Origin of the sequence: Nocardioides caldifontis (assembly GCF_008087345.1) — a bacterium.
GTDB classification, from domain to species: domain Bacteria; phylum Actinomycetota; class Actinomycetes; order Propionibacteriales; family Nocardioidaceae; genus Marmoricola_A; species Marmoricola_A caldifontis.
This window is the reverse complement of record NZ_VHIB01000001.1, coordinates 856,077-878,407: the sequence shown is the minus strand read 5'-3', so window position 1 is coordinate 878,407 and position 22,331 is coordinate 856,077. Positions and strand designations below refer to the sequence as shown.

The 22,331-nt window shown below is 73.5% G+C and carries 22 protein-coding genes; 9 read left to right on the top strand and 13 right to left on the bottom strand.

The window, feature by feature from the left end; translation table 11 throughout:
• Positions 1–5: 5 nt before the first annotated feature.
• The 3 genes from FIP57_RS12335 to FIP57_RS12325 form a co-directional block, all read right to left on the bottom strand.
• On the bottom strand, positions 6–2,309 hold the full coding sequence (locus FIP57_RS12335) for a sodium-translocating pyrophosphatase (protein ID WP_148573767.1): 2,304 nt from the start codon (positions 2,307–2,309) through the stop codon (positions 6–8).
• Positions 2,310–2,536: 227 nt separating this feature from the next.
• Positions 2,537–2,938 carry an ATP-binding protein gene (locus tag FIP57_RS12330; RefSeq protein WP_148573766.1) on the bottom strand — a complete coding sequence of 134 codons (402 nt, stop codon included), beginning with the start codon at positions 2,936–2,938 and terminating at the stop codon, positions 2,537–2,539.
• A 6-nt stretch (positions 2,939–2,944) separates the two neighbouring features.
• Positions 2,945–3,280: an STAS domain-containing protein gene (locus FIP57_RS12325; protein ID WP_148573765.1), complete on the bottom strand. Its 336-nt coding sequence runs from the start codon at positions 3,278–3,280 to the stop codon at positions 2,945–2,947.
• Between the two features lie 92 nt (positions 3,281–3,372).
• On the opposite strand from FIP57_RS12325, the gene FIP57_RS12320 reads away from it, so the two are divergent.
• Positions 3,373–5,706 (top strand): DEAD/DEAH box helicase, encoded by a 2,334-nt coding sequence (locus FIP57_RS12320; RefSeq protein WP_203231192.1) that lies wholly within the window; start codon positions 3,373–3,375, stop codon positions 5,704–5,706.
• Positions 5,707–5,711: 5 nt separating this feature from the next.
• Here FIP57_RS12320 and FIP57_RS12315 read toward each other — a convergent pair whose 3' ends face one another.
• From FIP57_RS12315 to ssd, 7 genes are all read right to left on the bottom strand, one after another.
• On the bottom strand, positions 5,712–6,065 hold the full coding sequence (locus FIP57_RS12315) for an Rv3654c family TadE-like protein (RefSeq protein WP_148573763.1): 354 nt from the start codon (positions 6,063–6,065) through the stop codon (positions 5,712–5,714).
• A complete protein-coding gene (locus FIP57_RS12310) occupies positions 6,062–6,454 on the bottom strand; it encodes a TadE family type IV pilus minor pilin (RefSeq protein ID WP_148574179.1) in 393 nt (130 codons plus the stop codon). The genes FIP57_RS12315 and FIP57_RS12310 overlap by 4 nt, the downstream gene beginning before the upstream one ends.
• A gap of 20 nt (positions 6,455–6,474) precedes the next feature.
• Positions 6,475–6,660 (bottom strand): DUF4244 domain-containing protein, encoded by a 186-nt coding sequence (locus FIP57_RS12305; protein WP_148573762.1) that lies wholly within the window; start codon positions 6,658–6,660, stop codon positions 6,475–6,477.
• A 168-nt stretch (positions 6,661–6,828) separates the two neighbouring features.
• Complete coding sequence (locus tag FIP57_RS12300) at positions 6,829–7,575, bottom strand: type II secretion system F family protein (protein WP_148573761.1); 747 nt, start codon at positions 7,573–7,575, stop codon at positions 6,829–6,831.
• Positions 7,575–8,384 carry a type II secretion system F family protein gene (locus tag FIP57_RS12295; RefSeq protein WP_148573760.1) on the bottom strand — a complete coding sequence of 270 codons (810 nt, stop codon included), beginning with the start codon at positions 8,382–8,384 and terminating at the stop codon, positions 7,575–7,577. The genes FIP57_RS12300 and FIP57_RS12295 overlap by 1 nt, the downstream gene beginning before the upstream one ends.
• Before the next feature lie 3 nt (positions 8,385–8,387).
• Complete coding sequence (locus FIP57_RS12290) at positions 8,388–9,578, bottom strand: TadA family conjugal transfer-associated ATPase (RefSeq protein ID WP_238993424.1); 1,191 nt, start codon at positions 9,576–9,578, stop codon at positions 8,388–8,390.
• Complete coding sequence (gene ssd / locus FIP57_RS12285) at positions 9,575–10,672, bottom strand: septum site-determining protein Ssd (protein ID WP_148573758.1); 1,098 nt, start codon at positions 10,670–10,672, stop codon at positions 9,575–9,577. The genes FIP57_RS12290 and ssd overlap by 4 nt, the downstream gene beginning before the upstream one ends.
• A 572-nt stretch (positions 10,673–11,244) precedes the next feature.
• Between ssd and FIP57_RS12280 the strand changes: the two genes are divergently transcribed.
• Positions 11,245–12,111 carry an HAD family hydrolase gene (locus FIP57_RS12280; RefSeq protein WP_476739174.1) on the top strand — a complete coding sequence of 289 codons (867 nt, stop codon included), beginning with the start codon at positions 11,245–11,247 and terminating at the stop codon, positions 12,109–12,111.
• A gap of 361 nt (positions 12,112–12,472) precedes the next feature.
• On the opposite strand, the gene FIP57_RS12275 is transcribed toward FIP57_RS12280, so the two are convergent.
• On the bottom strand, positions 12,473–13,213 hold the full coding sequence (locus FIP57_RS12275) for a Fic family protein (protein WP_238993423.1): 741 nt from the start codon (positions 13,211–13,213) through the stop codon (positions 12,473–12,475).
• A gap of 64 nt (positions 13,214–13,277) precedes the next feature.
• Here FIP57_RS12275 and FIP57_RS12270 point away from each other — a divergent pair, with 64 nt between their 5' ends.
• From FIP57_RS12270 to FIP57_RS12250, 5 genes are read left to right on the top strand one after another with little or no spacing between them, the layout of a single operon-like run.
• Positions 13,278–14,165: a class I SAM-dependent methyltransferase gene (locus tag FIP57_RS12270; protein ID WP_148573756.1), complete on the top strand. Its 888-nt coding sequence runs from the start codon at positions 13,278–13,280 to the stop codon at positions 14,163–14,165.
• A 3-nt stretch (positions 14,166–14,168) separates the two neighbouring features.
• Positions 14,169–15,302, top strand: coding sequence for a sensor histidine kinase (locus FIP57_RS12265; RefSeq protein ID WP_148573755.1), 1,134 nt, complete (start codon positions 14,169–14,171; stop codon positions 15,300–15,302).
• The gene (locus tag FIP57_RS12260) at positions 15,299–16,042 is read left to right on the top strand and encodes a LytR/AlgR family response regulator transcription factor (RefSeq protein ID WP_148573754.1); all 744 of its coding nucleotides are present in this window, start codon (positions 15,299–15,301) and stop codon (positions 16,040–16,042) included. The genes FIP57_RS12265 and FIP57_RS12260 overlap by 4 nt, the downstream gene beginning before the upstream one ends.
• Positions 16,039–16,443 carry a hypothetical protein gene (locus FIP57_RS12255; RefSeq protein ID WP_148573753.1) on the top strand — a complete coding sequence of 135 codons (405 nt, stop codon included), beginning with the start codon at positions 16,039–16,041 and terminating at the stop codon, positions 16,441–16,443. The genes FIP57_RS12260 and FIP57_RS12255 overlap by 4 nt, the downstream gene beginning before the upstream one ends.
• Positions 16,440–17,987, top strand: coding sequence for a sodium/solute symporter (locus FIP57_RS12250; RefSeq protein ID WP_148573752.1), 1,548 nt, complete (start codon positions 16,440–16,442; stop codon positions 17,985–17,987). The genes FIP57_RS12255 and FIP57_RS12250 overlap by 4 nt, the downstream gene beginning before the upstream one ends.
• Positions 17,988–18,012: 25 nt before the next feature.
• Here the strand turns inward: FIP57_RS12250 and FIP57_RS12245 are convergent, their stop codons facing one another.
• Both FIP57_RS12245 and FIP57_RS12240 read right to left on the bottom strand, forming a co-directional pair.
• Positions 18,013–19,590 carry an MDR family MFS transporter gene (locus FIP57_RS12245; protein ID WP_238993422.1) on the bottom strand — a complete coding sequence of 526 codons (1,578 nt, stop codon included), beginning with the start codon at positions 19,588–19,590 and terminating at the stop codon, positions 18,013–18,015.
• Between the two features lie 62 nt (positions 19,591–19,652).
• Positions 19,653–20,108 (bottom strand): MarR family winged helix-turn-helix transcriptional regulator, encoded by a 456-nt coding sequence (locus FIP57_RS12240; protein ID WP_148573751.1) that lies wholly within the window; start codon positions 20,106–20,108, stop codon positions 19,653–19,655.
• 223 nt (positions 20,109–20,331) lie between these two features.
• Between FIP57_RS12240 and FIP57_RS12235 the strand changes: the two genes are divergently transcribed.
• Both FIP57_RS12235 and FIP57_RS12230 read left to right on the top strand, forming a co-directional pair.
• Positions 20,332–20,700 carry a DUF485 domain-containing protein gene (locus tag FIP57_RS12235; RefSeq protein ID WP_238993421.1) on the top strand — a complete coding sequence of 123 codons (369 nt, stop codon included), beginning with the start codon at positions 20,332–20,334 and terminating at the stop codon, positions 20,698–20,700.
• The gene (locus FIP57_RS12230) at positions 20,697–22,328 is read left to right on the top strand and encodes a solute symporter family protein (protein WP_148573749.1); all 1,632 of its coding nucleotides are present in this window, start codon (positions 20,697–20,699) and stop codon (positions 22,326–22,328) included. Before FIP57_RS12235 ends, FIP57_RS12230 begins: the two co-directional genes overlap by 4 nt.
• Positions 22,329–22,331 lie beyond the last annotated feature (3 nt).

Genomic DNA, 22,331 nt, shown 5'->3' with positions numbered 1-22,331 from the left:
GGTCGTCAGACCGAGGTCGGCTCCGTGGCGGTCTTGTCGTCCTCGATCGCGACCGGGCGCCGCTTGGAGACGAAGACGGCACCGGCGATCACCGCCGTGGCCACGAGGGCGATGGCGATGCGGAGCGCGGTGTTCTCGTCCTCGCCGACGCTCAGCTGGACGACGGCGGCGGCGATCAGCAGCGACACGAGGTTCATCACCTTGAGAAGCGGGTTGATCGCGGGACCGGCGGTGTCCTTGAACGGGTCGCCGACGGTGTCGCCGATGACCGTGGCCGCGTGGGCCTCGGACCCCTTGCCGCCGTGGTAGCCGTCCTCCACGAGCTTCTTGGAGTTGTCCCACGCACCACCGGCGTTCGCGAGGAACACCGCCATCAGGGTGCCGGCGCCGATGGCACCGGCCAGGAACCCGGCGAGCGGCCCCACGCCGAGGCCGAAGCCGACCGCGATGGGGGCGAAGATCGCCAGGATGCCCGGCGTCGCGAGCTCGCGCAGCGAGTCGCGGGTGCAGATGTCCACGACCTTGCCGTACTCCGGACGGCCGGTGCCCTCCATGATCCCGGGGATCGAGCGGAACTGTCGGCGGACCTCGAAGACGACCGCCCCTGCCGCCCGGCCGACCGCGTTGATCGCCAGCCCGGAGAAGAGGAAGACCACCGCGGCACCGATGAGCAGCCCGACGAGGACGTTCGGCGCGAACACCTCGGTGTTGAACGCCTGCGAGAGCTCGTCGACCCCGCCCTCGACGTCGAGCAGCGCACCGCTGATCGCGTCGGTGTAGGAGCCGAACAGCGCGGTCGCCGCCAGCACGGCGGTCGCGATCGCGATGCCCTTGGTGATCGCCTTCGTGGTGTTGCCCACCGCGTCGAGCTCGGTGAGGATCGCCGCGCCCTCGCCGTCGACGTCGCCGGACATCTCGGCGATGCCCTGGGCGTTGTCGGAGACCGGGCCGAAGGTGTCCATCGCGACGATGACGCCCACCGTTGTCAGCAGGCCGCAGCCGGCGAGCGCGACCGCGAAGAGCGACACCATGACGGTGGCGCCGCCGAGGAGGAATGCGCCGAAGACCGCGGCGGCGATCGTCAGGGCGGTGAACACCGCGGACTCGAAGCCGACCGAGAGGCCGGAGAGGATCACGGTGGCGGGGCCGGTCAGCGAGGTCTTGCCGACGTCCTGGACCGGGCGGTGCTCGGTGCCGGTGTAGTAGCCGGTGAGGGCCAGGATGATCGCTGCCAGCACGATGCCGATCAGCACGGCGATGGTCGCGATGACCCGCGGGTCGCCGTCGCCCATGTCGGCGACGCCGAGCTCGCCGAAGCTGCCCGGCAGGTAGACCCAGGCGGCGATCGTGCTCAGCACGGCGGAGACGCCGGCGGAGATGTAGAAGGACCGGTTGATCGTGGTCAGGCCACCCTCGCCCGGACGCGGACGGGTGATGAAGACGCCGAGGATCGCGGTCAGCGCGCCGATCGCCGGCACGATGAGCGGGAACACCAGCCCCTTCTCGCCGAAGGCGACCGAGCCGAGGATCAACGCGGCGACCAGCGTCACCGCGTAGGACTCGAACAGGTCGGCCGCCATGCCGGCGCAGTCGCCGACGTTGTCGCCCACGTTGTCCGCGATCGTCGCGGCGTTGCGCGGGTCGTCCTCGGGGATGCCGGCCTCGACCTTGCCGACGAGGTCGGCGCCGACGTCGGCGGCCTTGGTGAAGATGCCGCCGCCGACCCGCATGAACATCGCGAGCAGCGCGGCGCCGAAGCCGAACCCTTCGAGCACGGTCGGGGCGTCGTCCTGGTAGACCATCACGACGACCGCGGCGCCGAGGAGGCCGAGCCCCACGGTCGCCATGCCGACGAAGCCGCCGGTGCGGAAGGCGATCCTCATCGCGGGGTCGCGTCCCTCGCTCCGGGCGGCGGCGGCCACCCGGAGGTTCGCGCGGACCGCCAGGGACATGCCCAGGTAGCCGATCGCCGCTGAGAACCCTGCCCCGACGAGGAAGAAGATCGAACGGCTGATCCTGATCCAGGTGTCGTCGGCCGGCAGCACCAGCAGCAGCACGAACGCGCCGGCGGCGAATGCCCCCAGCGTCTTGAACTGCCGGGTGAGGAACGCGGACGCGCCCTCCTGCACGGCTTGGGCGATGTTCTGCATGTTGAGCGTGCCCTCGCCGGCGGCAAGCACCTGTGACCTGAAGACGACCGCCATGGCCAGCGCGACGAGCGCGATGACGGCGATGACGATCACCAGGGTGAGGTTGCCGCCGGAGAGGTCCACGGCCTCGGCGTCGACGGCCAAGGGAACCCGGGACATCCGTTTCCTCCGATATTTCGGGGCGCGAGCCCTGTGTTGTGCCCATGGCTGAGCACGGAGCGGTGTGGGTCAGGTGTGACCTGACCCACGCGGTTCGGGAGTCTACTGAGAGACGCCGGTCACGCAACGACGCCACGGCGAGGAGGACACGCCGAAAGCGGATCGGGAGGAAACGGCGTCAGGCAGCCGGAAGGAGCTCCCGAGGGAGGCAGGAGTGGAGCAGGAGGTCATACGGGCCAGGACATCCGCAACGTGGTGCGACCGTCGGCGTCCTCGACGGTGACGTTGTCGGAGAGCCCGCGGAGCAGCGCCCACGGGTCGAGTCCCATCTCGCCCATGTTCGCGTCGGTCCCGTCGGCGCGACCACTGACGGTGACCGTGAGGTGGTCGTCGGTGGTGATCCGGACGTCGACGTGGCCGTCGGAGGCCGAGTCGTTCTCGCCGGTGCCGATCATCACGGCGCAGGCCTCACCGACGGAGAACCGGATCTCCTCGATCAGCGCCTCGTCGGCGTCGACCCTCCGGGCGACCGCAGCCGCGACGAGGCGGACGGTGCGGACCAGGGCCGGGTCACGCGAGATCGAGATCGTGACGGCGGCATCGGTGCGGGTCGACACAGGCGAGGACATCGCGGACTACTGGGCGGTGGCTTCGGCCTGCGACCCGTGGATCGCGAAGACCTTGCCCAGCCCAGTGATCCGGAAGATCTTGAGGAGCCGCTCCTGGGTGCAGACCAGCTCGAGGGATCCTTCGTGGGTGCGGACCCGCTTGAGGCCGCCCACCAGGACGCCGAGGCCGGTGGAGTCCATGAACTCGACCTTCTCCAGGTCGATGATCAGGTCCTTGTGGCCCTCGTCGACGAGGCCCGTGATGCACTCGCGGAGCTTGGGCGCGGTGTACACGTCGATCTCGCCGCCGACCTCGATGATGGTGCGGTCATTCTGCTGACGCGTCTCGAGGGACAGGTCCACGGGCTCTCCTCCGTGATTGCAACGAACATGGGCGGACCGGTCTGCCTGATCCGCAACTCGATGCATTCAACCACGTCACGCACACTTGCCGGGTGTCCAGCCCCTCGCCCGCAGCCCCGGCAGCCGTCGGTGGCGAGCTCCTGTCGCGGCTGCTCGCGGGCGATCCGGCCCGCTCGGAACGGCTGACGCACGTCGAGCACCTGCCCCGCCGCGATGGACGTACGGCGCCGTGGCCGGCGTGGGCTCCCCCGACGCTCGTCGAGGCGTGGCAGGCGCGGGGCGTCGACCGTCCCTGGACCCACCAGGTGGAGGCCGCCGAGCTCGCCCGTGGTGGTTCGCACGTCGTGCTCGCGACCGGGACGGCGTCGGGCAAGTCGCTGGCCTTCCAGCTGCCAGCGCTCTCCGCGGTGCTCGCCGAGCGGCGTCCGAACGGCAGGCGCGGAGCCACCGTCCTCTACCTCTCCCCCACGAAGGCGCTCGCCCAGGACCAGCTGAACGCGCTGGCCGGCCTCGGCGTGCCCGGGCTGGCGGCCTGCACCCACGACGGCGACAGCCCTCGGGAGCAGCGGGACTGGGCACGCGACCACGCGGAGTACGTCCTCACCAACCCCGACATGCTCCACCACTCGCTGTTGCCGGGCCACGCGCGATGGGCGGGGTTCTTCTCCCGGCTCCGCTACGTGGTCGTCGACGAGTGCCACCACTACCGCGGGGTGTTCGGCGCACATGTCTCCCTCGTCCTGCGCCGCCTGCGGCGGGTCTGCGCCCACTACGGCGCTGAGCCCACCTTCGTGCTCGCGTCGGCGACCGTCGCCGAGCCGGAAGCCTCGGCCGCCCGGCTCACCGGGCTCGAGGTGAGGCCGGTCGTGGACGACGGCTCGGCGCGCGGCGCGGTCGCCCTGGGGCTCTGGGAGCCGCCGTTCACCGGGCTCGAGGGCGAGAACGGCGCCCCCGTACGGCGGTCCACGACCGCTGAGGTGGCCGACCTGCTCGCCGACCTGGTCGCCGACGACGTCCGCACGCTGGCGTTCGTCCGGTCCCGCAAGGGCGCCGAGGCCGTCGCGGTCACCGCGGCGCGCCACCTCGATGAGGCCGTACCGGGACTCGGTCGCTCGGTCGCGGCGTACCGCGGGGGCTACCTCCCCGAGGACCGGCGGGCCCTCGAGGCGGCCCTTCGCGACGGCCGGCTGCGTGGGGTGGCCGCCACGAACGCGTTGGAGCTGGGGATCGACGTCTCGGGGCTCGACGCCGTGCTGATGGCCGGCTTCCCGGGCACCCGGGCCGGGATGTGGCAGCAGGTGGGCCGGGCGGGGCGCCGGGGGACCGACGCGCTCGCGGTGCTCGTCGCGCGCGACGACCCGCTGGACACCTACCTGGTCACCCACCCGGAGGCGCTCGTCGGCACGCCCGTCGAAGCCACGGTGTTCGACCCGGGAAACCCCTACGTCGTCGGCCCCCACCTGTGCGCGGCTGCCGCGGAGCTGCCGCTGACCACCGCCGATCTCCCCCTCTTCGGCCCCGCAGCGCACGAGGGGGTCGATGCCCTGACAGCGGCCGGGCTCCTGCGCCGCCGGCCCGCGGGGTGGTTCTGGACCGACCGCAGCCGCGCCTCGGACCTCGCCGACCTGCGCTCCACCGGCGGGCGGCCGGTCGACCTCGTCGAGGCGGAGACCGGCCGGGTGGTCGGCACCGTCGACGCCTCCTCGGCCCACTCGACCGTCCACGAGGGCGCGGTCTACCTGCACCAGGGGGAGACGTACCTGGTCCGGTCGCTCGACCTCGACGACCACGTGGCGGTCCTCGAGCGGGCCGACCCGCCGTACACCACGACCGCCCGCGAGGTCACCGACATCGCGATCGTCGAGGAGCTGGCCGCCGAGGCGTGGGGGCGGGCGCGGCTCTCGTTCGGGTCGGTCCAGGTCGCCCACCAGGTGGTGTCGTTCCTCAAGCGGCGGATCCCTTCGCAGGAGATCGTCGCCGAGGAGCCCCTGCAGCTGCCGGAGCGCACGCTGGAGACCCGTGCGGTCTGGTGGACGGTGCCGCCGGGGCTGCTCGCCGCCAGCGGGTTGGACGCAGCCGACCTCCCGGGTGCGGCGCACGCCGCCGAGCACGCCTCCATCGGGCTGCTGCCGTTGTTCGCCACCTGCGACCGGTGGGACATCGGCGGCGTCTCGACCGCGCTCCACCCCGACACCGGGCAGCTCACGGTCTTCGTCTACGACGGCCACCCCGGGGGCGCCGGCTTCGCCGAGCACGGCTTCGGCAAGGCCCGGGCGTGGCTGGGCGCCACCCGGGAGGCGATCGCGTCCTGCCAGTGCGAGTCCGGCTGCCCGTCGTGCGTGCAGTCGCCCAAGTGCGGCAACGGCAACAACCCGCTCGACAAGGCAGGCGCGGTGCGGCTGCTCGACCTGCTGCTCGCGGGCTGACCCGGTCACCGGACCGGGCCTGCGTGGGCCTCGCCGAGCACCTCGAGCGTGCGGCCGAGCACCGACGCCGATTCGCGCACGGCGCGGACCCGCACCCGGTCGCCGTCCACGACACAGGCCGTGAGCCGGCTCCCGTTCTGCTCCGCGGCCCTCGCCGCCGCCGGGCACGGCTCCTCGCCGAACTGGGTCGCCGCCGCGGCCGCCAACGCGGCGAGGTCGGCGGCGGCCGCCGCCCGCCGCTGGTCGGCGACCAGCCGCCCGAGGAGCGCCACCACGAGCGCGAGCGTCGCCAGGAGCGCGATCCCGGCGACCACCACCGGCACGGCGAGCCCCGCCTGGTCGCGCTGCCGCCGGGTCATTCCGGCTCCCGGGCGGCGACGGCCTGGGCGTCGAGCTCGACTCCCGGCAGGAACGCGAAGAGCCCGCCCGGTCCCGCGAACTCGGCCCGGGCGTCCACCCGCACGTCCTCGGCCCCGCGGCTGACGGTGATCCTGGCCTCCGGCGCCACCCGCCGGCCGTGGGCGACCGCCACACCGTCGCTCTCGCCACGGGCGGCGGCCCTCGCGGTCTCGCGGGCGGCGTCGACCACCCGCACCTGGGCACCGGCGAGGGCGACGAGCCAGGTCAGCCCGAGGAGCACCGCGACGAGGAGGGGCAGCACCGCCGCCGCCTCCGCCGTGACCGCACCTCGTTCGGTACGCGCGGCGGGGGTCGCCGTGGGGAGCCACCTCCCCGGACGTCTCCCCACGACGGCCCCGGTGCGCACGGTCAGCCCACCCCGATCATCGTCAGGAAGAACTCGAGGATCCGCTCGAGCAGGGCCTGGCCGAAGTCGCTGGTGAGCACCTTGATTAGCACGCCGGCGAGGCCGACACCGGCCGCGGTGACGGCGGCGTACTCGGCGCTGGCCGCGCCGACCTGGTTGCGCACCCGGGCGTTGGGAGAGCGGGTCATGAGTTCCTCCTGGGGGTCGTGGCCGGGGACTCCGGCCTGGTTGATGCGGGAACTCTCGTCCGGCTCGGACCGCGGCGCCGGGGTCGAGCGGAGGGGCTGCGGAGGGACCCCGCAGTTGGCGGCCTGGGGACGTTCCACGGCCTGCCGGACCGCGCCGAGGCAGCCCTTTCAGCCGAGCAGCTGGGCGGCCGCGCCGGCCACCAACGGCACGACCCCGGTGAGCACGAACCCGGGCAGCAGGCAGACGCCGAGCGGCACCGCAGCCTTGACCTCCACCTGGCGCACCCGGGTCTCGACCTCGACCCGAGCCCGGTCGGCCAGCTCGTCGGAGAGGCGCAGCAGTGCCTCGGCGACCGGGGCGCCGCTCCGTGCCGAGCGCGCCAGCGTCGTGCCCAACCGGCCGAGCCGGGGGTCCTGAGCCATCCCCGCCCAGACCGACACCGGGTCCGCCCCCAGCCGCAGCCGCGCCAGCCAGCCGTCGAGCTCCTCCGCCATCGGCCCACCGGTCAACGCGGCGGCCCTCTCCAGCGCCTCGGCGGGTGCGGCGCCTACGTGCAGGGCGGCGACCAGCAGGTCCACCACGTGCGGGAGCTCGGCCTCGACTGCCTCCCGGCGCCGGCGCCCGGTGGCGCTCTCCCAGTGCCTGCTGCGGTGCCACACCAGGGCTCCCGTGAGGACCGCACCGATGAGCCCGGCCCACCCGGGGACCAGCAGCCCGACCGCCCCCGCCGCACCGGCTGCAACGACCAGCCGCAGGGCGGCCGGCGCGAGCCGAGGACCCGGTGCCGGTGACGGCGGGGATCCGGGGGGCGGCTCGGCCCGGCCCACGGCGCGCCGTGCCGGCAGGGCAAGGGCAGCCGCCACGGCGGCCAGCAGCGCTGCGAGGACGGCAGCTGCGAGCGCGTCGGCCCCCATCAGCCGGTCCCCCGCGCGGCGGCGCCTATCGCGTCGATCCACCGCAACCCGGCGGCGCTGAGCAGCACGCCCAGGAGCAGGCAACCGACCCCCGGGACGGTGTCCAGCAAGAAGCGCCAGGGCTCGGCGCCCACGCCCTGCGCAGCCACCAGCACGACGGCGGGCAACACCGTGACCAGGCGGGCGGTGGCCCGCGCGGAGGCGAGCTCCGCGCCGACGCGGGCGGCGACGAGCTGCTCCCCGCGTACCGTGCGGATCACCTGGCGCAGGGCGAACGCCAACCCGGCGCCGGTCGCGGCCGACAGCTCCCACGCCGCGGCCAGCCGGTTGAGCGCGGCCGCGCCCGGGGCACAGGCGGCCTCCCGCAGCGCAGCCGGCACGTCGGCACCGAGCCGGGCCGCCGCGGCCACCGGTGCGCTCTCCGGCCACGTGGTGGCGCACCGCTCCACCGCGGCCTGCACCGGCTGTCCCGCCTCGAGCTCCCCGAGGAGCGCCTCGCAGTAGTCGACGACCGCCCGCCGCCGCGCCTCCGCCCTCCGCTCGGAACGGGCCCGGTCGACCCCCTGGGCGAGGAGGAACAGCGCGAGCGCCGCGACCGCCGCGACCCCGAGATGGGTGCCGCGGACCCCGGCCACCGCGACGCCCAGCACGACGGTCGCACCTGCCCAGGCCACCGTGGGACGTCCACGCGGCGAGCGTCCGGAACGAGCGACCGGCGCCCTGGGCCGTGCCAAGAGCAGCAGCGCGGCGCCCACCGCGGCGGCGAGGGCGGGCAGGAGCAGGATCACCGCCCGCGCAGTGCTGTCCACGCCTCAGTGGCTTTCGAGCAGCCGCGCGAGATCCGCGGCCCCACGGTGCTCCTCGGTGCGCCCGTCGGCGTCGACGGTCAACGCCGGCACCGCGTGCACCCGGCCGTCCGGACCCCGCTCCAGGACCGACACCGCACTCACCCGGCGCCGTCCGCGCCGGTCGCGGTCGCAGTGGACGAGCACGTCCAGCGCTGCCGCCACCTGGGCGTGCACCGCCGCCTGGGGAAGTCCGGCCGCGAGCGCGAGCCCCTCGACCCGGGCCACGACGTCGGCGGTCGAGTTGGCGTGGATGGTGCAGGCTCCGCCGTCGTGACCGGTGTTGAGCGCCGCGAGGAAGTCGACCACCTCGTCCCCCCGCACCTCGCCGACGACGACCCGGTCCGGCCGCATCCGCAGGGCCTGCCGCACCAGCGTCCGCAGGTCGACCCGGCCGGAGCCCTCGATGTTGGCCGGCCTCGCCTCGAGCGACACGACGTGCGGGTGGTCGGGACGGAGCTCGGCGGTGTCCTCCACGACGAGCACCCGCTCGTCGGGGTGGACGAGCGAGAGCAGGGCGTTGAGCAGCGTGGTCTTCCCGGAGCCGGTGCCGCCGCTGACCAGGAGGGCGAGCCGTCGTTCGACGACCGCCTCGAGGACGTCGGCCACGTCAGGTGTCATCGAGCCGGCGGCCCGGAGCTCGGCGAGGGCGAAGGCCCGGCGTCGCGGGACCCGGAGGGAGATGGTGGTCCCCGGCCGGGACAGCGGCGCGAGCACCGCGTGGAACCGGGTGCCGTCGGCCAGCCGGAGGTCGACGTACGGCGACGCGTCGTCCAACCGACGCCCCGCGGAGCCGGCGAGCCGCTGGGCCAGCCGGCGCACCGCGACGTCGTCGGGGAACCGGACGTCGCTCCGCTCGAGCCCCCGGCCACGGTCGACGTACACCGCCTCCGGCCCGTTGACCAGCACGTCCGTCACCCCGTCCAGGGTCAGCAGCTCCTCCAGCGGGCCGGCGCCCACCACGTCGCGGCGGAGCACGTCGAGCACGGCGAGCACCGTCGCGTCGCCGACCGGACGGCCGCGGGCCCGCAGCGCCGCGGCGACCACCGCCGGGGTCAGCGGGACCCCCTCGCGGGCGAGGTGCTCGCGGACCGGTTCGACCAGCTCGGCCACGGAGTCGGGCACCGGCGCACGGGCCGCGCCGGGCGAGGCGCTCACCGCATCTCCCGGCAGCGCTCGAGCAGCACCTCCGCGGTCCGGGACAGGACGCCGCGGCGGGCGTGCACCGGACCGGCACCGAGGTCGAGGTGCTCGTCGAGCCGGCGCTGGTCCGGGAGCCGGGCGAGCAGAGGCAGCGCCACGGCCTCCGCCAGCTCCTCGGGCTCCAGACCACCCCGGCGGGTGCGGACCACGAGCCCCGGGTCCGCGCCGTGGTCCCGCAGCCGGCCGGCCACCCGGGCGGTCGCGGCCACGGAGCCGAGCGTCGCCGCGCCGACCAGCAGGACCGCGTCGCAGTGCGGCAACACCTCTGCGACGAGCCCGCCGTCACGGTGCGGCAGGTCGACGACGACCCACGAGTGGCCGCGCCGGGCAGCCGACAGCACCTCCCGCACGGTGGCCGCCGACGGAGGGCCACCCGGCGCGTCGTCCCACCCCAGCACCCCGACACCGTCCGGCGTCGCGAGCGCCTCGCGGAGGCTGCGGGCCCCGAAGCGGCCGGGGGACAGCGCCAGCTCCCGCCACGTCACCGCCGGTCGTACGTCGATCCCGGCGACGCGGGCCAGCCCCGGCCCCCAGGGGTCGAGGTCCACCAGCACGGTGGCCTCACCCTCCCGGGCCGCCACCAGCCCCAGCGAGACGGCGAGGACCGTCGCACCGACCCCGCCGGCCCCACCGACCACCGCCACCGTCGTCGCACCGGTGACCGCGGCCTCGTCCACGAGGTCGGTCAGGGCGCTGACCAGCCACTGCTCGGCGTCGGGCAGCTCGACGACCGACGCTGCACCGACGTCGAGCGCGTCGCGGAACAGGAAGTCGGGAGCGGCGCCCTGGGCCACCACGTGGACGTCGGCCCGTCGAGGCGGCCGGTGGGCGGCCACGACCGCGAGAAGGTCGGTGCCCACGAGCACCGCCGCCGCCGTACCCCACCCGCCGAGCGCCGCCGCGGGATCGGCCACGACCTCGAGCGGCGCCCCGGCTGCGGCGGCGAGCCGCATGACGTCGGAGGTGAGCCGCTCGTCGGCGCTGACCAGCAGCGCGGCGCCGGCGGTCGAGCGGGCGGGAGGGACGGCGGCCGGAGGGCTCGTGGTCATGGTCCGACGGTCCCGGAGGAGCGCCCCGGTCCCGGCACGCGGAGGGCCAGGTTGTGGAGAGAGCGCGCAGTGACGCGCCTGTGGACGAGGAACGGCCGCCACGAAGGGCGGCTCAACACCAGTCCGCGCGCCACGAAGGGCGGCTCAACACCAGTCCGCGCGCCACGAAGGGCGGCTCGACAACCCCACGGCGCAAACGCGGCCACAACGGGCGGTTCGGCGCAGAAGGGGCGGAAGGGGAACGACCCTGGAGACGGGGCGGGCCCCTGGCCAGGGGGGACAGCCAGGGGCCCCATGGTCCAGGCATTGGGGGGATAAGCCGGGACCGCTACCAGCGAGGGGGGATCGCTGGAACCTTGAGTCGGACGTTACCTTGTGGCAACAGGCATGTCAGAGATTTGTGCTCCCAATCTACTGCGGCGCACATCGGAGACAAAGAGTTCTGGACCACCAGTGTAGTCCAGCCACGGCCCCGTCGCCGGAGGCTCGCGGGGCGGCACGACCGGTCTGGGCACGCGAGCGGATGTGGAGAGATGCCCGCGCACGATCGGCCCATCGGCAACACTGGGACGGTGTCCAGCGACGCCGCGAGCGAGACGGTCGCCGGGTCCGGGGAGCAGCCCCGTCCGACCCTGCGACGTTCCGGCGGGCGCCCGGCGGCGTTCTTCGACCTCGACAAGACGATCATCGCCAAGTCGAGCGCGCTGGCGTTCAGCAAGTCGTTCTACGCCGGCGGGCTGATCAACCGGCGCTCGGTGCTCCGCAGCGCCTACGCGCAGTTCGTCTTCGCGGTCGGCGGCGCGGACCACGACCAGATGGAGAAGATGCGCGCCTACCTCTCCGAGATGGTCACCGGCTGGAACGTCGACACCGTCCGCGAGATCGTCTCCGACACCCTCCACAACATCGTCGACCCGATGGTCTACGACGAAGCGGTCTCGCTCATCGAGGACCACCAGCTCGCCGGGCGCGACGTGATCATCGTGTCGGCCTCCGGAGCGGAGATGGTCGAGCCGATCGGCGAGCTGCTCGGGGTCGACGCGGTCATCGCGACCCGGTTGGCGATCGAGGACGGCCGCTACACCGGGAAGATCGACTACTACGCCTACGGGGAGAACAAGGCGTCCGCGATCGAGGAGCTCGCCGAGCTCCGGGGCTACGACCTGTCACGGAGCTTCGCCTACTCCGACTCGATCACCGACGTGCACATGCTGGAGGTCGTCGGCCACCCGCACGCGGTCAACCCCGACAAGGAGCTCCGCCGGATCGCGAAGGAGCGCGGCTGGCCGGTGCTGCTCTTCGACCGGCCCGTGGCGCTGCGCGCCCGGGTGCGGCTCCCCGAGAACCGGGGCGCCCTCGCCGCGCTCGCCGCCGGCACCGCGGTGGTCGTCGGCAGCGCGATCTACCTCGGCGCCCGTCGCCGGCTCGAGCGTGCGTGACCGCCGGCTCGAGGTCGCCTGACCGCCGGTTCGAACGGGCGGAGCCCAGCAGGAGCAGGGGATCCGGCTCCGGTCCAGGGTGGTCGGACCCCGAACCGGGTGGCTCGGGACCCTTGCCCTGATCCGGTCTGAGGCGTACAAAAGAACCAGCACCAGAACAACTCAAGACCTACACACGAGCTTGGTACCCACGCGGTGATCCACCCTTCCGAGAGGGCGTTGAGCTCGGGTTCACCCGGGCCAACAGCCAGTGTGCACGCCTGGTAGCCATGCTTCGTGTGTCAGCGGCGGCACTCCCTACGCGGAGTGCCGCTCGCATGTCCGGGGTGGTTTCGACATGCTCAACCACCCTGATCTCCGCTCAGCCCCGCAGCGGGCTGGCCTGCGCTCCTGCGGTGTACCCCTCGGCCGCGTAGAGCAGCCAGCCGTGGACCCCGGCGAGCCCGCCCTCGGCGTACCCCCTGAGGTTCGACTCGTACGCGCCTCGTAGCGCGAGGTGGCCGGCCTCCGGCACGGTCAGCGAGGTGGGGTCGACCCCGCGCGCGACGAGCAGCAGCCGCTCCGCGGCCCGGGCGACGAGCCCGTTGTGGGACACGAACGGCGCGACCGTCCGCAGCTCGGCGTGCACCACCGCCGCGACGACCAGCGCGGGCGCCGCCGTCGGCTCGAGCAGCAACCGGCCGAGCGCCGAGAGCCGCTCGGCGCCGACTCCCCCGCGCGGCCGGCCGAGCTGGTCGTCGGCGACCTCGCCCTTGGCGGCCAGCGTGTGGAGCCGGGCGAACACCTGTCGCGGGGAGTGCGCGAGCACCGGCACCAGCGAGAGCAGGTCGGTGGAGATGCGGACGGCGGCGGCCGCGGTGGCGTCGCCGGTGCCGTCGCGAAGCTCCTCGAGCGAGGAGGTGGAGCCCTCGAGCACGGCGCTCGCGTGCGCCCCGCGCAGCAACGACTCCGCGGTCAGCTCGGGAGCGGTGCGCCGCAGCCCGCGGTCCCGCAGCAGCGCGTCGACGCCGTCGCGCGTCGCGGCCATCGCGGACCCGACGCCCTCCAGGGCGGCGAGGTCGCCCAGCGGGTCGGCCGGCGGGGCGGGAACGGGGTCGGGCACGGGGTGGAACGGTACCCGCCCGCGCAGTGGCGCCTGGCCGCCGGACGGCTAGATTGGGCGCGCCATGAACCCCTCCCCACCCGACCCCGCGCGCGCCTTCGGCTCCGTCGCCGAGGCCTACGACCGCGGCCGTCCCACGTACCCCCTCGAGGCGGCGGAGTGGATGGTGGGCCGCCAGCCCTCGACGGTCGTCGAGCTCGGCGCCGGCACCGGCAAGTTCACCGACCTCCTCGTCCGGCTCGGCCACGACGTGCTCGCCACCGACCCCGACGACGAGATGCTCTCGCACCTGCGGTTGCGCCACCCGGACGTCCGCACCGCCACCGCCCCTGCCGAGGCGGTCCCGGTCGCCACCCGGAGCGTCGACACGGTGGTCGCCGCGCAGGCGTTCCACTGGTTTGACAGCGACGCCGCCCTCCGGGAGGCCGCGCGGATGCTCAAGCCCGAGGGGCGGATCGCGCTGGTGTGGAACGAGCCGGACACCCGCATCCCGTGGGTTCGCAAGCTCGCCGCGCTGATCGGCCGGCAGGAGGTGGATGCCGACCCGACCGACATCCTGGTCGCCTCGAAGCGGTTCGGCTTCGTCGAGGAGACCACCTTCCGCCACTGGCAGCCGCTGCGCCGCCAGCAGCTGCTCGACCTCGTCCGCTCGCGGAGCAACGTCGCGACGATGGACCCGATGGCGCAGGAGCGGCTGCTGCGCAAGGTCGACGAGCTGTTCGACGCCTACGACCGCGGCCCCGACGGGCTGCTGCTGCCCTACGTCACCCGGTGCTACCGCGCGGTGGTCCGGCCGCGCGGCACCATCGAGGAACCCGAGCACAGCGCCGACCTGACGGCGGCCGCCGAGGCGGTGCGTGCGGGCTCGCGGCAGGAAGGGGACGGCGACCGTGGTGACCAGCCGCAGGCGGCGCCCGAGGACCCCGGCACCACGCTGATCGACTTCCGCTGACCCATGGCCGGCCGACTCCGACTGCTGCGCTCTCGCTGGGGTCGGTCCGGGCACCTCGGCACCGAGGCCGACCGGGCGACCTTCCGCACCCTGCACACCGCCTCGCTGGCGGCGCCCGCGCTGCGCAGCGGGCTCACCGAGCAGTCGGCGGAGAAGTCGGTGCGCCACCTCCGGACCCTGCTCGGGACGCCGTCGGTGGCGCTCACCGACGTGCAGGAGGTGCTGGCCTGGGACGGCGACTACGAGCACCACCGCGACCACGCGAGCGGCTTCGCCCGGGCGACGCCCGAGGTCACGATGATCCACGACCGGCACCACTTCCCCTGCTCCGAGCCGGGGTGCCCGGTCGACTCCGCGGTGGTCTGCCCGCTCGCCGTCGACGGCACCCTGGTCGGCACCCTCCAGGTCTTCGCACCAAGGGTCTCCGCGGGGTTGGTCCGGGCGGCGGAGGAGGTCGCGGCGTGGGTGACCAGCCAGCTCGAGCTCGCCGAGCTCGACGCCAGCCGCACCCTGCTGATGGAGGCCGAGGTCCGGGCGCTGCGGGCCCAGATCTCCCCGCACTTCATCTACAACTCGCTCAACGCGATCGCGTCGTTCGTGCGGACCGACCCCGAGCACGCCCGCGAGCTGCTGCTCGAGTTCGCCGACTTCACCCGCTACTCGTTCCGCCGGCACGGTGAGTTCACCACGCTCGCCGAGGAGCTGCGCTCGATCGAGCGCTACCTCGTGCTGGAGAAGGCGCGCTTCGGCGAGCGGCTCAACGTCACCCTCCGGGTCGCGCCGGAGGTGCTGCCGGTGACCGTGCCGTTCCTGTGCCTGCAGCCACTGGTGGAGAACGCCGTGCGCCACGGGCTGGAGGCGAAGGCCGGCCCGGGGAGCGTCGAGATCGTCGCCGAGGACCACGACCGGGAGGCCGTCATCTGGGTCGAGGACGACGGGGTCGGCGAGGATCCCGACAAGGTACGCCGGGTGCTGGCCGGCGAGCTCCACTCCGACTCGGTCGGGCTCGCCAACGTCGACGCCCGGCTGCGCACGACGTACGGCGACGAGTACGGCCTGGTCGTCGAGACCGCGGCGGGCGCCGGCACCCGGGTGACCCTCCGGGTCCCGAAGTTCGCGGCCGGGGTGCACCTGTGACGGGCCACGGGCTCCGGGTCCTCGTCGTCGACGACGAGCGGCCGGCGCTCGACGAGCTCAGCTACCTGCTCGACCGCGACGACCGGGTCGGCGCGGTGCTGACCGCCGACTCGGCCGCCGAGGCCCTCCGGGTGCTCCAGGAGGAGCCGGTCGACGCGGTCTTCAGCGACATCCGGATGCCTGGGCTGACCGGCCTCGAGCTCGCTCAGGTCCTGCGCCGGTTCCGGGAGCCTCCGCGGATCGTCTTCGTGACCGCGTTCGACGAGCACGCGGTGGAGGCCTTCGAGCTCGACGTCGTCGACTACCTGCTCAAGCCGGTCCGCGAGCAGCGGCTGGCCGAGGCCGTCCGCCGGGTGCTCGAGTCGTCGGCGCCGCCCCAGGATGCCGGCGACGACGCCGTACCCGTGGAGCTCGGGGGCGTGACCCGCTTCGTGAAGCGGTCGGAGGTGCGCTACGTCGAGGCGCAGGGCGACTACACCCGGCTGCACACCCCCACCGGCGCGCCGTTGATCCGGGTCCCGCTGGCGACGCTCGAGGAGGAGTGGCGCGACGCCGGGTTCGTGCGGATCCACCGCTCGCACCTGGTCGCGCTCGCCCACATCAGCGAGGTGCGCAGTGACGGCGGACGGGTGACCGTCGTCGTCGACGGCGAGGAGCTCGCGGTCTCGCGCCGGCACACCCGCGAGCTGCGCGACCTGCTGGTCCGGCGGGCCAAGCCCGGGGCCGGGGGCCGACCGTGACCGCCCCTCCACGCCGGGTCCGGGTCACCAGCCCGCGCACCTCCGCGGCCCGCACCCGGCGCGTAGCGCCGACCTCGGAGATCGACAGCCGCACCCGGCTGGGCGAGGTCTACGTCTCCTCGCTGGTCCGCGCCCAGCTCCGGCTCGCCGTCGGCGTGCTGGTGCTGGTGGCCGGGCTGGTCACCGGGCTGCCGCTGGCCTTCTGGCTGTTTCCCGCGCTGCGGGAGGTGATGGTCCTCGGGATGCCGTTGCCGTGGGTGCTGCTGGCGTTCGCGGTGTACCCGTTCCTGATCCTCTGCGGCTGGGGCTACGTCCGCCGGGCGGAGTACAACGAGCGGGTCTTCGTCGCGATGGTCGCGCCGGGGACGGCGCCGCCGGAGGGTGAGGAGCCCGACCGGTGAGCACGCCGTACGCCGGGGTGGGGATCGTCCTGGTCGCGCTGGTGACCTTGGGGCTCGGCGCCTACGGCTGGCGGTTCTCCCGCACGACCAGCGACTTCTTCGTCGCCTCCCGGTCGGTCCGACCGGCCCTGAACGCCTGCGCGATCGGCGGGGAGTACCTCTCCGCCGCGTCGTTCCTCGGCGCCGCCGGGCTGATCCTCGCCTACGGCGCCGACATGCTCTGGTACCCGGTCGGCTGGACCGCCGGCTACGTCGTCCTCCTGGTCCTGGTCGCCGCGCCCCTGCGCCGGTCGGGCGCCTACACGCTCCCGGACTTCGCGGAGAGCCGGCTGGAGTCGCTGGTCGCGCGGCGCACCTCGTCGCTCTTCGTGGTGGCGATCGGCTGGATCTACCTGCTCCCGCAGTTCCAGGGCGCCGGGCTGGCCCTCGGCGTCGTCGTCGACGCCGACGACCGGCTCGGCGGGCTCGTGGTCAGCACCGTGGTGCTCGTCAACGTCCTCCTCGGCGGGATGCGGAGCATCACGCTGGTCCAGGCGTTCCAGTACTGGCTCAAGCTGACCGCGCTGCTGGTGCCGGTGATGTTCCTGCTCGCGGCCTGGGCCGGCGACGGCGCGACCAGCCCGGCGACGGTGACCAGCGGCGGGATGACCGGCTCGGAGTGGTCGATGCCAACCGGCGAGGGGACGCAGGGGCTCTACACGACGTACTCCCTGATCGCCGCGACCTTCCTCGGCACCATGGGGCTCCCCCACGTCGTGGTCCGCTTCTACACCAACCCCGACGGGCGGGCCGCCCGGCGGACGACGGTGGCGGTGCTCGCCCTCCTCGGGCTGTTCTACGTCCTGCCGCCCGTGTACGCCGCGCTCGGCCGGCTGTACGCCCCCGACCTGGTGGCCTCCGGCGACAGCGACTCGGTGGTGCTCGAGCTCCCGGGCCGGATGGTCGACGGGGTGGCGGGCGAGCTGCTCTCGGCGCTCACCGCGGCCGGGGCGTTCGCGGCGTTCCTGTCGACGTCCAGCGGGCTGACGATCGCCGTCGCCGGCGTGCTGAGCCAGGACCTGCTGAGCCGGGGCACGATGGGCCGGCGGCTCGGCGGCGTGCGCTCGTTCCAGCTCGGCGCGGTGGTGGCGGTGGCCGTGCCGCTCGTCGCCTCGGTCGGCACCGACGGGGTGGCGGTGGCCCAGGCCGTGGGGCTGGCGTTCGCCTTCGCCGCCTCGACCTTCTGCCCGCTGATCGTGCTCGGCATCTGGTGGCGCCGGCTGACCGACGCGGGCGCGGTGGCCGGGATGCTGGTCGGCGGGCTGCTCGCCGGCGCGGCGATCGTCGACAGCCTCCTCGACGTGGAGCACCACGGCTGGACCGCGACGCTGCTCGCCCAGCCGGCGGCGTGGACGGTCCCCGCGGCCTTCGTGACGATGGTCGTGGTCTCGGTGCTCACGCCGCGCCGCGTCCCGGCGCACGTCGCGACGACCATGGTGCGGCTGCACACCCCCGAGAGCCTGCGGCTGGACAGGGGGAGGGCGGTCCGCCGACTCGTCGGCTGACCGCCCTCCCCCGTGTTGCTGCGCCTCAGGCGGCCGGCGTCCCCTCCAGCTCGTCGGCCCGCTCGATGGTCTGGCGCAGCGGCACCTCCTTGATCAGCAGCACCGCGAGGAACGCCAGGAAGGCCACCGGTGCGGCGATCAGGAAGATGTGGCCGGTCGCGTCGCCGAACGCGTGCTCGACGACATCGCGCACCGGCGCCGGCAGCGACGCCATGTCGGGGATCGAGATGTTGCCGCCGTCGCTGCTGGTCTCGATGCCGAGCTTCGCCATCCCCGCCGCGGAGACGTCGGAGGCCCGGTGGCCGAGGGCGGCGCCGAGCGCCGAGACGCCGATCGAGCCGCCCATGGTCCGGAAGAAGGCGACCAGCGAGCTGGCGGCGCCCATGTCGCGCTGCGCGGTGTTGTTCTGCACGGCCAGGACGAGGTTCTGCATCGCCGCGCCCATGCCGAGGCCGAGCACCGCCATGAAGACCCCGACCACCCAGAGCGACGTGGCGTCGTCGATCGTGCTGAGCAGCGCCATGCCGGTGACGACCAGGATCATCCCGCCGACCAGCCAGCGCTTCCACACCCCGGTGGTGCTGATCCGTCGGCCGGTGGCGACGCTGGACAGCATCAGCGCGCCGACCATCGGGATCGACATCAGCCCGGCGTGCGTGGGGCTCATCCCCTTGGCGACCTGGAAGTACTGCGACAGGAAGACGGTCGAGCCGAACATCGCCACACCGATCATCGCGGAGGCGAAGGTGGCCAGGCTGGTGGTGCGGTCCCGGAAGAGCTGCATCGGGATGATCGGCTCGGCGACCTTGAGCTCGACGGCGACGGCCGCCGCCAGCGTCAGAGCGCCCGCGCCGACCATGACCGCGGTGGTCCAGGAGACCCAGTCGAACTCCGTGCCGGCGAGCGAGACCCAGACGAGGAGCACCGAGGTGCCACCGGTGATGAGCGCCGCCCCCCAGTAGTCGATCGACACCTCACGGCGTACGACGGGCAGCTGCAGGGTCTTCTGCAGGACCAGGAAGGCGAGCGCCGCGACCGGGATGCCGAGGAAGAAGCACCAGTCCCAGCCCAGCCAGGGGGTGTCGACGATGAGCCCGCCGACCAGCGGGCCGCTCACCGTGGCGACCGCGAAGGTGGCGCCGATGTAGCCGGAGTAGCGACCCCGCTCGCGCGGCGACACCATCGTGGCGATCACGACCTGGACGAGCGCGGTGAGGCCGCCGACGCCGATGCCCTGGACGGCGCGGGCGCCGATCAGGAACGACATGCTGTGCGAGAGCCCCGCGAGCAGGGAGCCGACGGCGAAGATCACGAGGGCCGCCTGGACCAGCACCTTCTTGCTGAACAGGTCGGCGAGCTTGCCCCAGATCGGGGTGGAGGCCGTGGTGGTGAGCAGGGTGGCGACGACCACCCAGGTGTAACCGGACTGGTTGCCCTCGAGGTCCGCGACGATGCGCGGGAGGGCGTTCGACACGACCGTCGAGGAGATCATCGCGACGAAGAGGGCGAGGAGCAGCCCGGACAGCGCCTCGAGCACCTCGCGGTGCGTCATCGGGGCGGCCGCGGCCTCAGGGGCGACGGCGGGCGCGGAGGGGGTGGTCATGGTGTCCTTCGGTGAGGGGTGGGCAGCCGGTGGTACCCAGCGGTGGAGGTGCGGACGCGGGGCTAGGTCGAGAGGTCGGTGATCAGCCGCACGAGCTGGTCGGCGAACGCGCGCAGCTCGTCGGGGTCCCAGTCGGAGAGCCTCGACTCGACGACGGCGAGCATCGCCTGGCGGGTCGCGGCGAGGAGAGTGGCGCCCTCCGCGCTCAGGCTGAGCAGCTGGGCGCGGCCGTCGTGCGGGTCGGCGGCGCGCTCGACGAGCCCGCCGTCCACGAGCTGCGCGACCTGCCGGCTGATCACCGACGGGTCGACGCGGGAGATCTCGGCGAGCTCCCGGGCGCGGAGCGGGCCGCAGCGGTCGAGCAGGACGAGGAGCCCGAGCACGGGGCCGGAGTGGTGGGGGGCCACCTGGCGGGTGGTCTCGCGGAACCACCCCTGGACGCTCATCAGCGAGCGCAGCACCTGCTGGGGGGCGGTCTCGTCGGCGACCTCGGCGACGAGCAGGGCACTTTGATGCATGCGACAACTATGCGTCGATTACATGCATAGGGCAACCAACTGTGACGAAGACCGCTCGTCGTGGCTGACCGACCGTCCACCGACGCCGCCGTTCCGCCTGCCGCGGCAGAGCCCCGCACCCCTCCCCCGCCGTACGCCGGCGTCCCTACGGTGACGGCGATCACACGACCGGCCGCGCGCACCCCCGGGCTCCGCCGTGCGGCCTCGACCTGAGGGGTACGACGTGTCCGAGACGACCGACCAGGCGGCCAAGCACGAGGTGTACCAACGCCTCCACGCCACTGCCGAGTTCCACGACCTACGCCGCCGCTACCGCGGGTTCGCGATCCCGTGGACCATCGCGTTCCTGAGCTGGTACCTGCTCTACGTCGTCATGTCGAACTGGGCCGGCGACTTCATGGGCACCAAGCTGTTCGGCAACATCAACGTGGCGCTCGTCTTCGGACTGCTGCAGTTCGCCTCGACCTTCCTCATCGCCCGGCTCTACGCCACCCACGCGAACAAGTCGCTCGACCCGCTCGCCGACAAGCTCCGGGCCGACTACGACAGCTCGGCCGTCGGCGGCTCGAGCTCCCACGGAGCGCGCCGATGAGCAGCCAGACCCTCACCACCGTCCTCTTCCTCGTCGTCGTCGCCCTCACCGTCGGCATCACGATCTGGGCCAGCCGGCAGACCGCGGGCACCGCCAACTACTACGCCGGCGGCCGCTCGTTCAGCGGCTTCCAGAACGGCCTCGCGATCAGCGGCGACTACATGTCCGCCGCGTCGTTCCTCGGCATCTCGGGTGCGATCGCGCTCTACGGCTACGACGGGTTCCTCTACTCGATCGGCTTCCTCGTCGCGTGGCTCGTCGCGCTGCTGCTCGTCGCCGAGCTGCTGAGGAACTCCGGCCGCTACACGATGGCCGACCAGCTCGCCTACCGGATGCGGCAGCGCCCGGTCCGCACCGCGGCGGCCACCTCCACCGTGGTCGTCTCGATCTTCTACCTGCTCGCGCAGATGGTCGGCGCGGGCTCCCTCGTCGCGCTGCTGCTCGGCGTCGACGACGGCTGGCTGAAGAACATGGTGATCGTCGGCGTCGGGCTGCTGATGGTCTTCTACGTCACCGTCGGCGGGATGAAGGGCACGACCTGGGTGCAGATCGTCAAGGCGGTGCTGCTCATGGTCGGCACGCTGTTGATCACGGTCCTGGTGCTGGCCGAGTTCGGCTTCAACCTCTCCGAGCTGCTGGGGGCGGCGGCCGAGAACACCGGCAAGGGCGAGGCGTTCCTCGAGCCCGGCCTGCGGTACGGCGCCACGCTGACCGCGCAGATCGACTTCATCAGCCTCGGGCTGGCGCTGGTCCTCGGCACCGCGGGGCTGCCGCACATCCTGATCCGCTTCTACACCGTGCCGACCGCGAAGGACGCCCGGAAGTCGGTGTTCTGGGCGATCAGCCTGATCGGCGCGTTCTACCTGATGACGCTGGCGCTCGGCTTCGGTGCGGCCGCGATGCTCGACACCACCAGCGAGGGCAACGAGGTCGCAGGATCCGGCGGCAACCTGGCCTCCCCGCTCCTGGCCGAGGCGGTCGGCGGCGGCGAGGGGTCGACCGGCGGCGCCGTCCTGCTGGCGCTGATCTCGGCGGTCGCGTTCGCGACCATCCTCGCCGTCGTCGCCGGGCTCACGCTGACCAGTGCCTCCAGCGTGGCCCACGACCTCTACGCGAGCGTCTTCAAGCGCGGCACCGCGACGGAGAAGGAGGAGGTCCGGGTCGCCAAGATCGCGGCGTTCGTCATCGGTGGCATCGCGATCGCCCTGGCGATCCCGGCGCAGAAGCTCAACATCGCGTTCCTGGTGGCGCTGGCCTTCGCCGTGGCCGCGTCCGCGAACCTGCCGTCGCTGATCTACAACCTCTTCTGGCGGCGGTACAACACCCGCGGCGCCACCTGGTCGATCTACGGCGGCCTGCTCTCCAGCGTCGTCCTGGTCTTCTTCTCGCCGGTGGTCTCCGGCAAGGTCGACCCGGCGACCGGGGCGAGCCTGTCGCTCTTCGGCGAGGGCATCGACTTCAGCTGGTTCCCGCTGGAGAACCCCGGGCTGGTCTCCATCCCGCTCGGCTTCTTCTTCGGCTGGCTGGGCACGGTGACCTCGCGGGAGCCGGAGTCGGAGGAGCTGTACGACGAGCTGGAGGTCCGCTCGCTCACCGGGGCGGGGGCCGAGGGCGCGGTCTCGCACTGACGG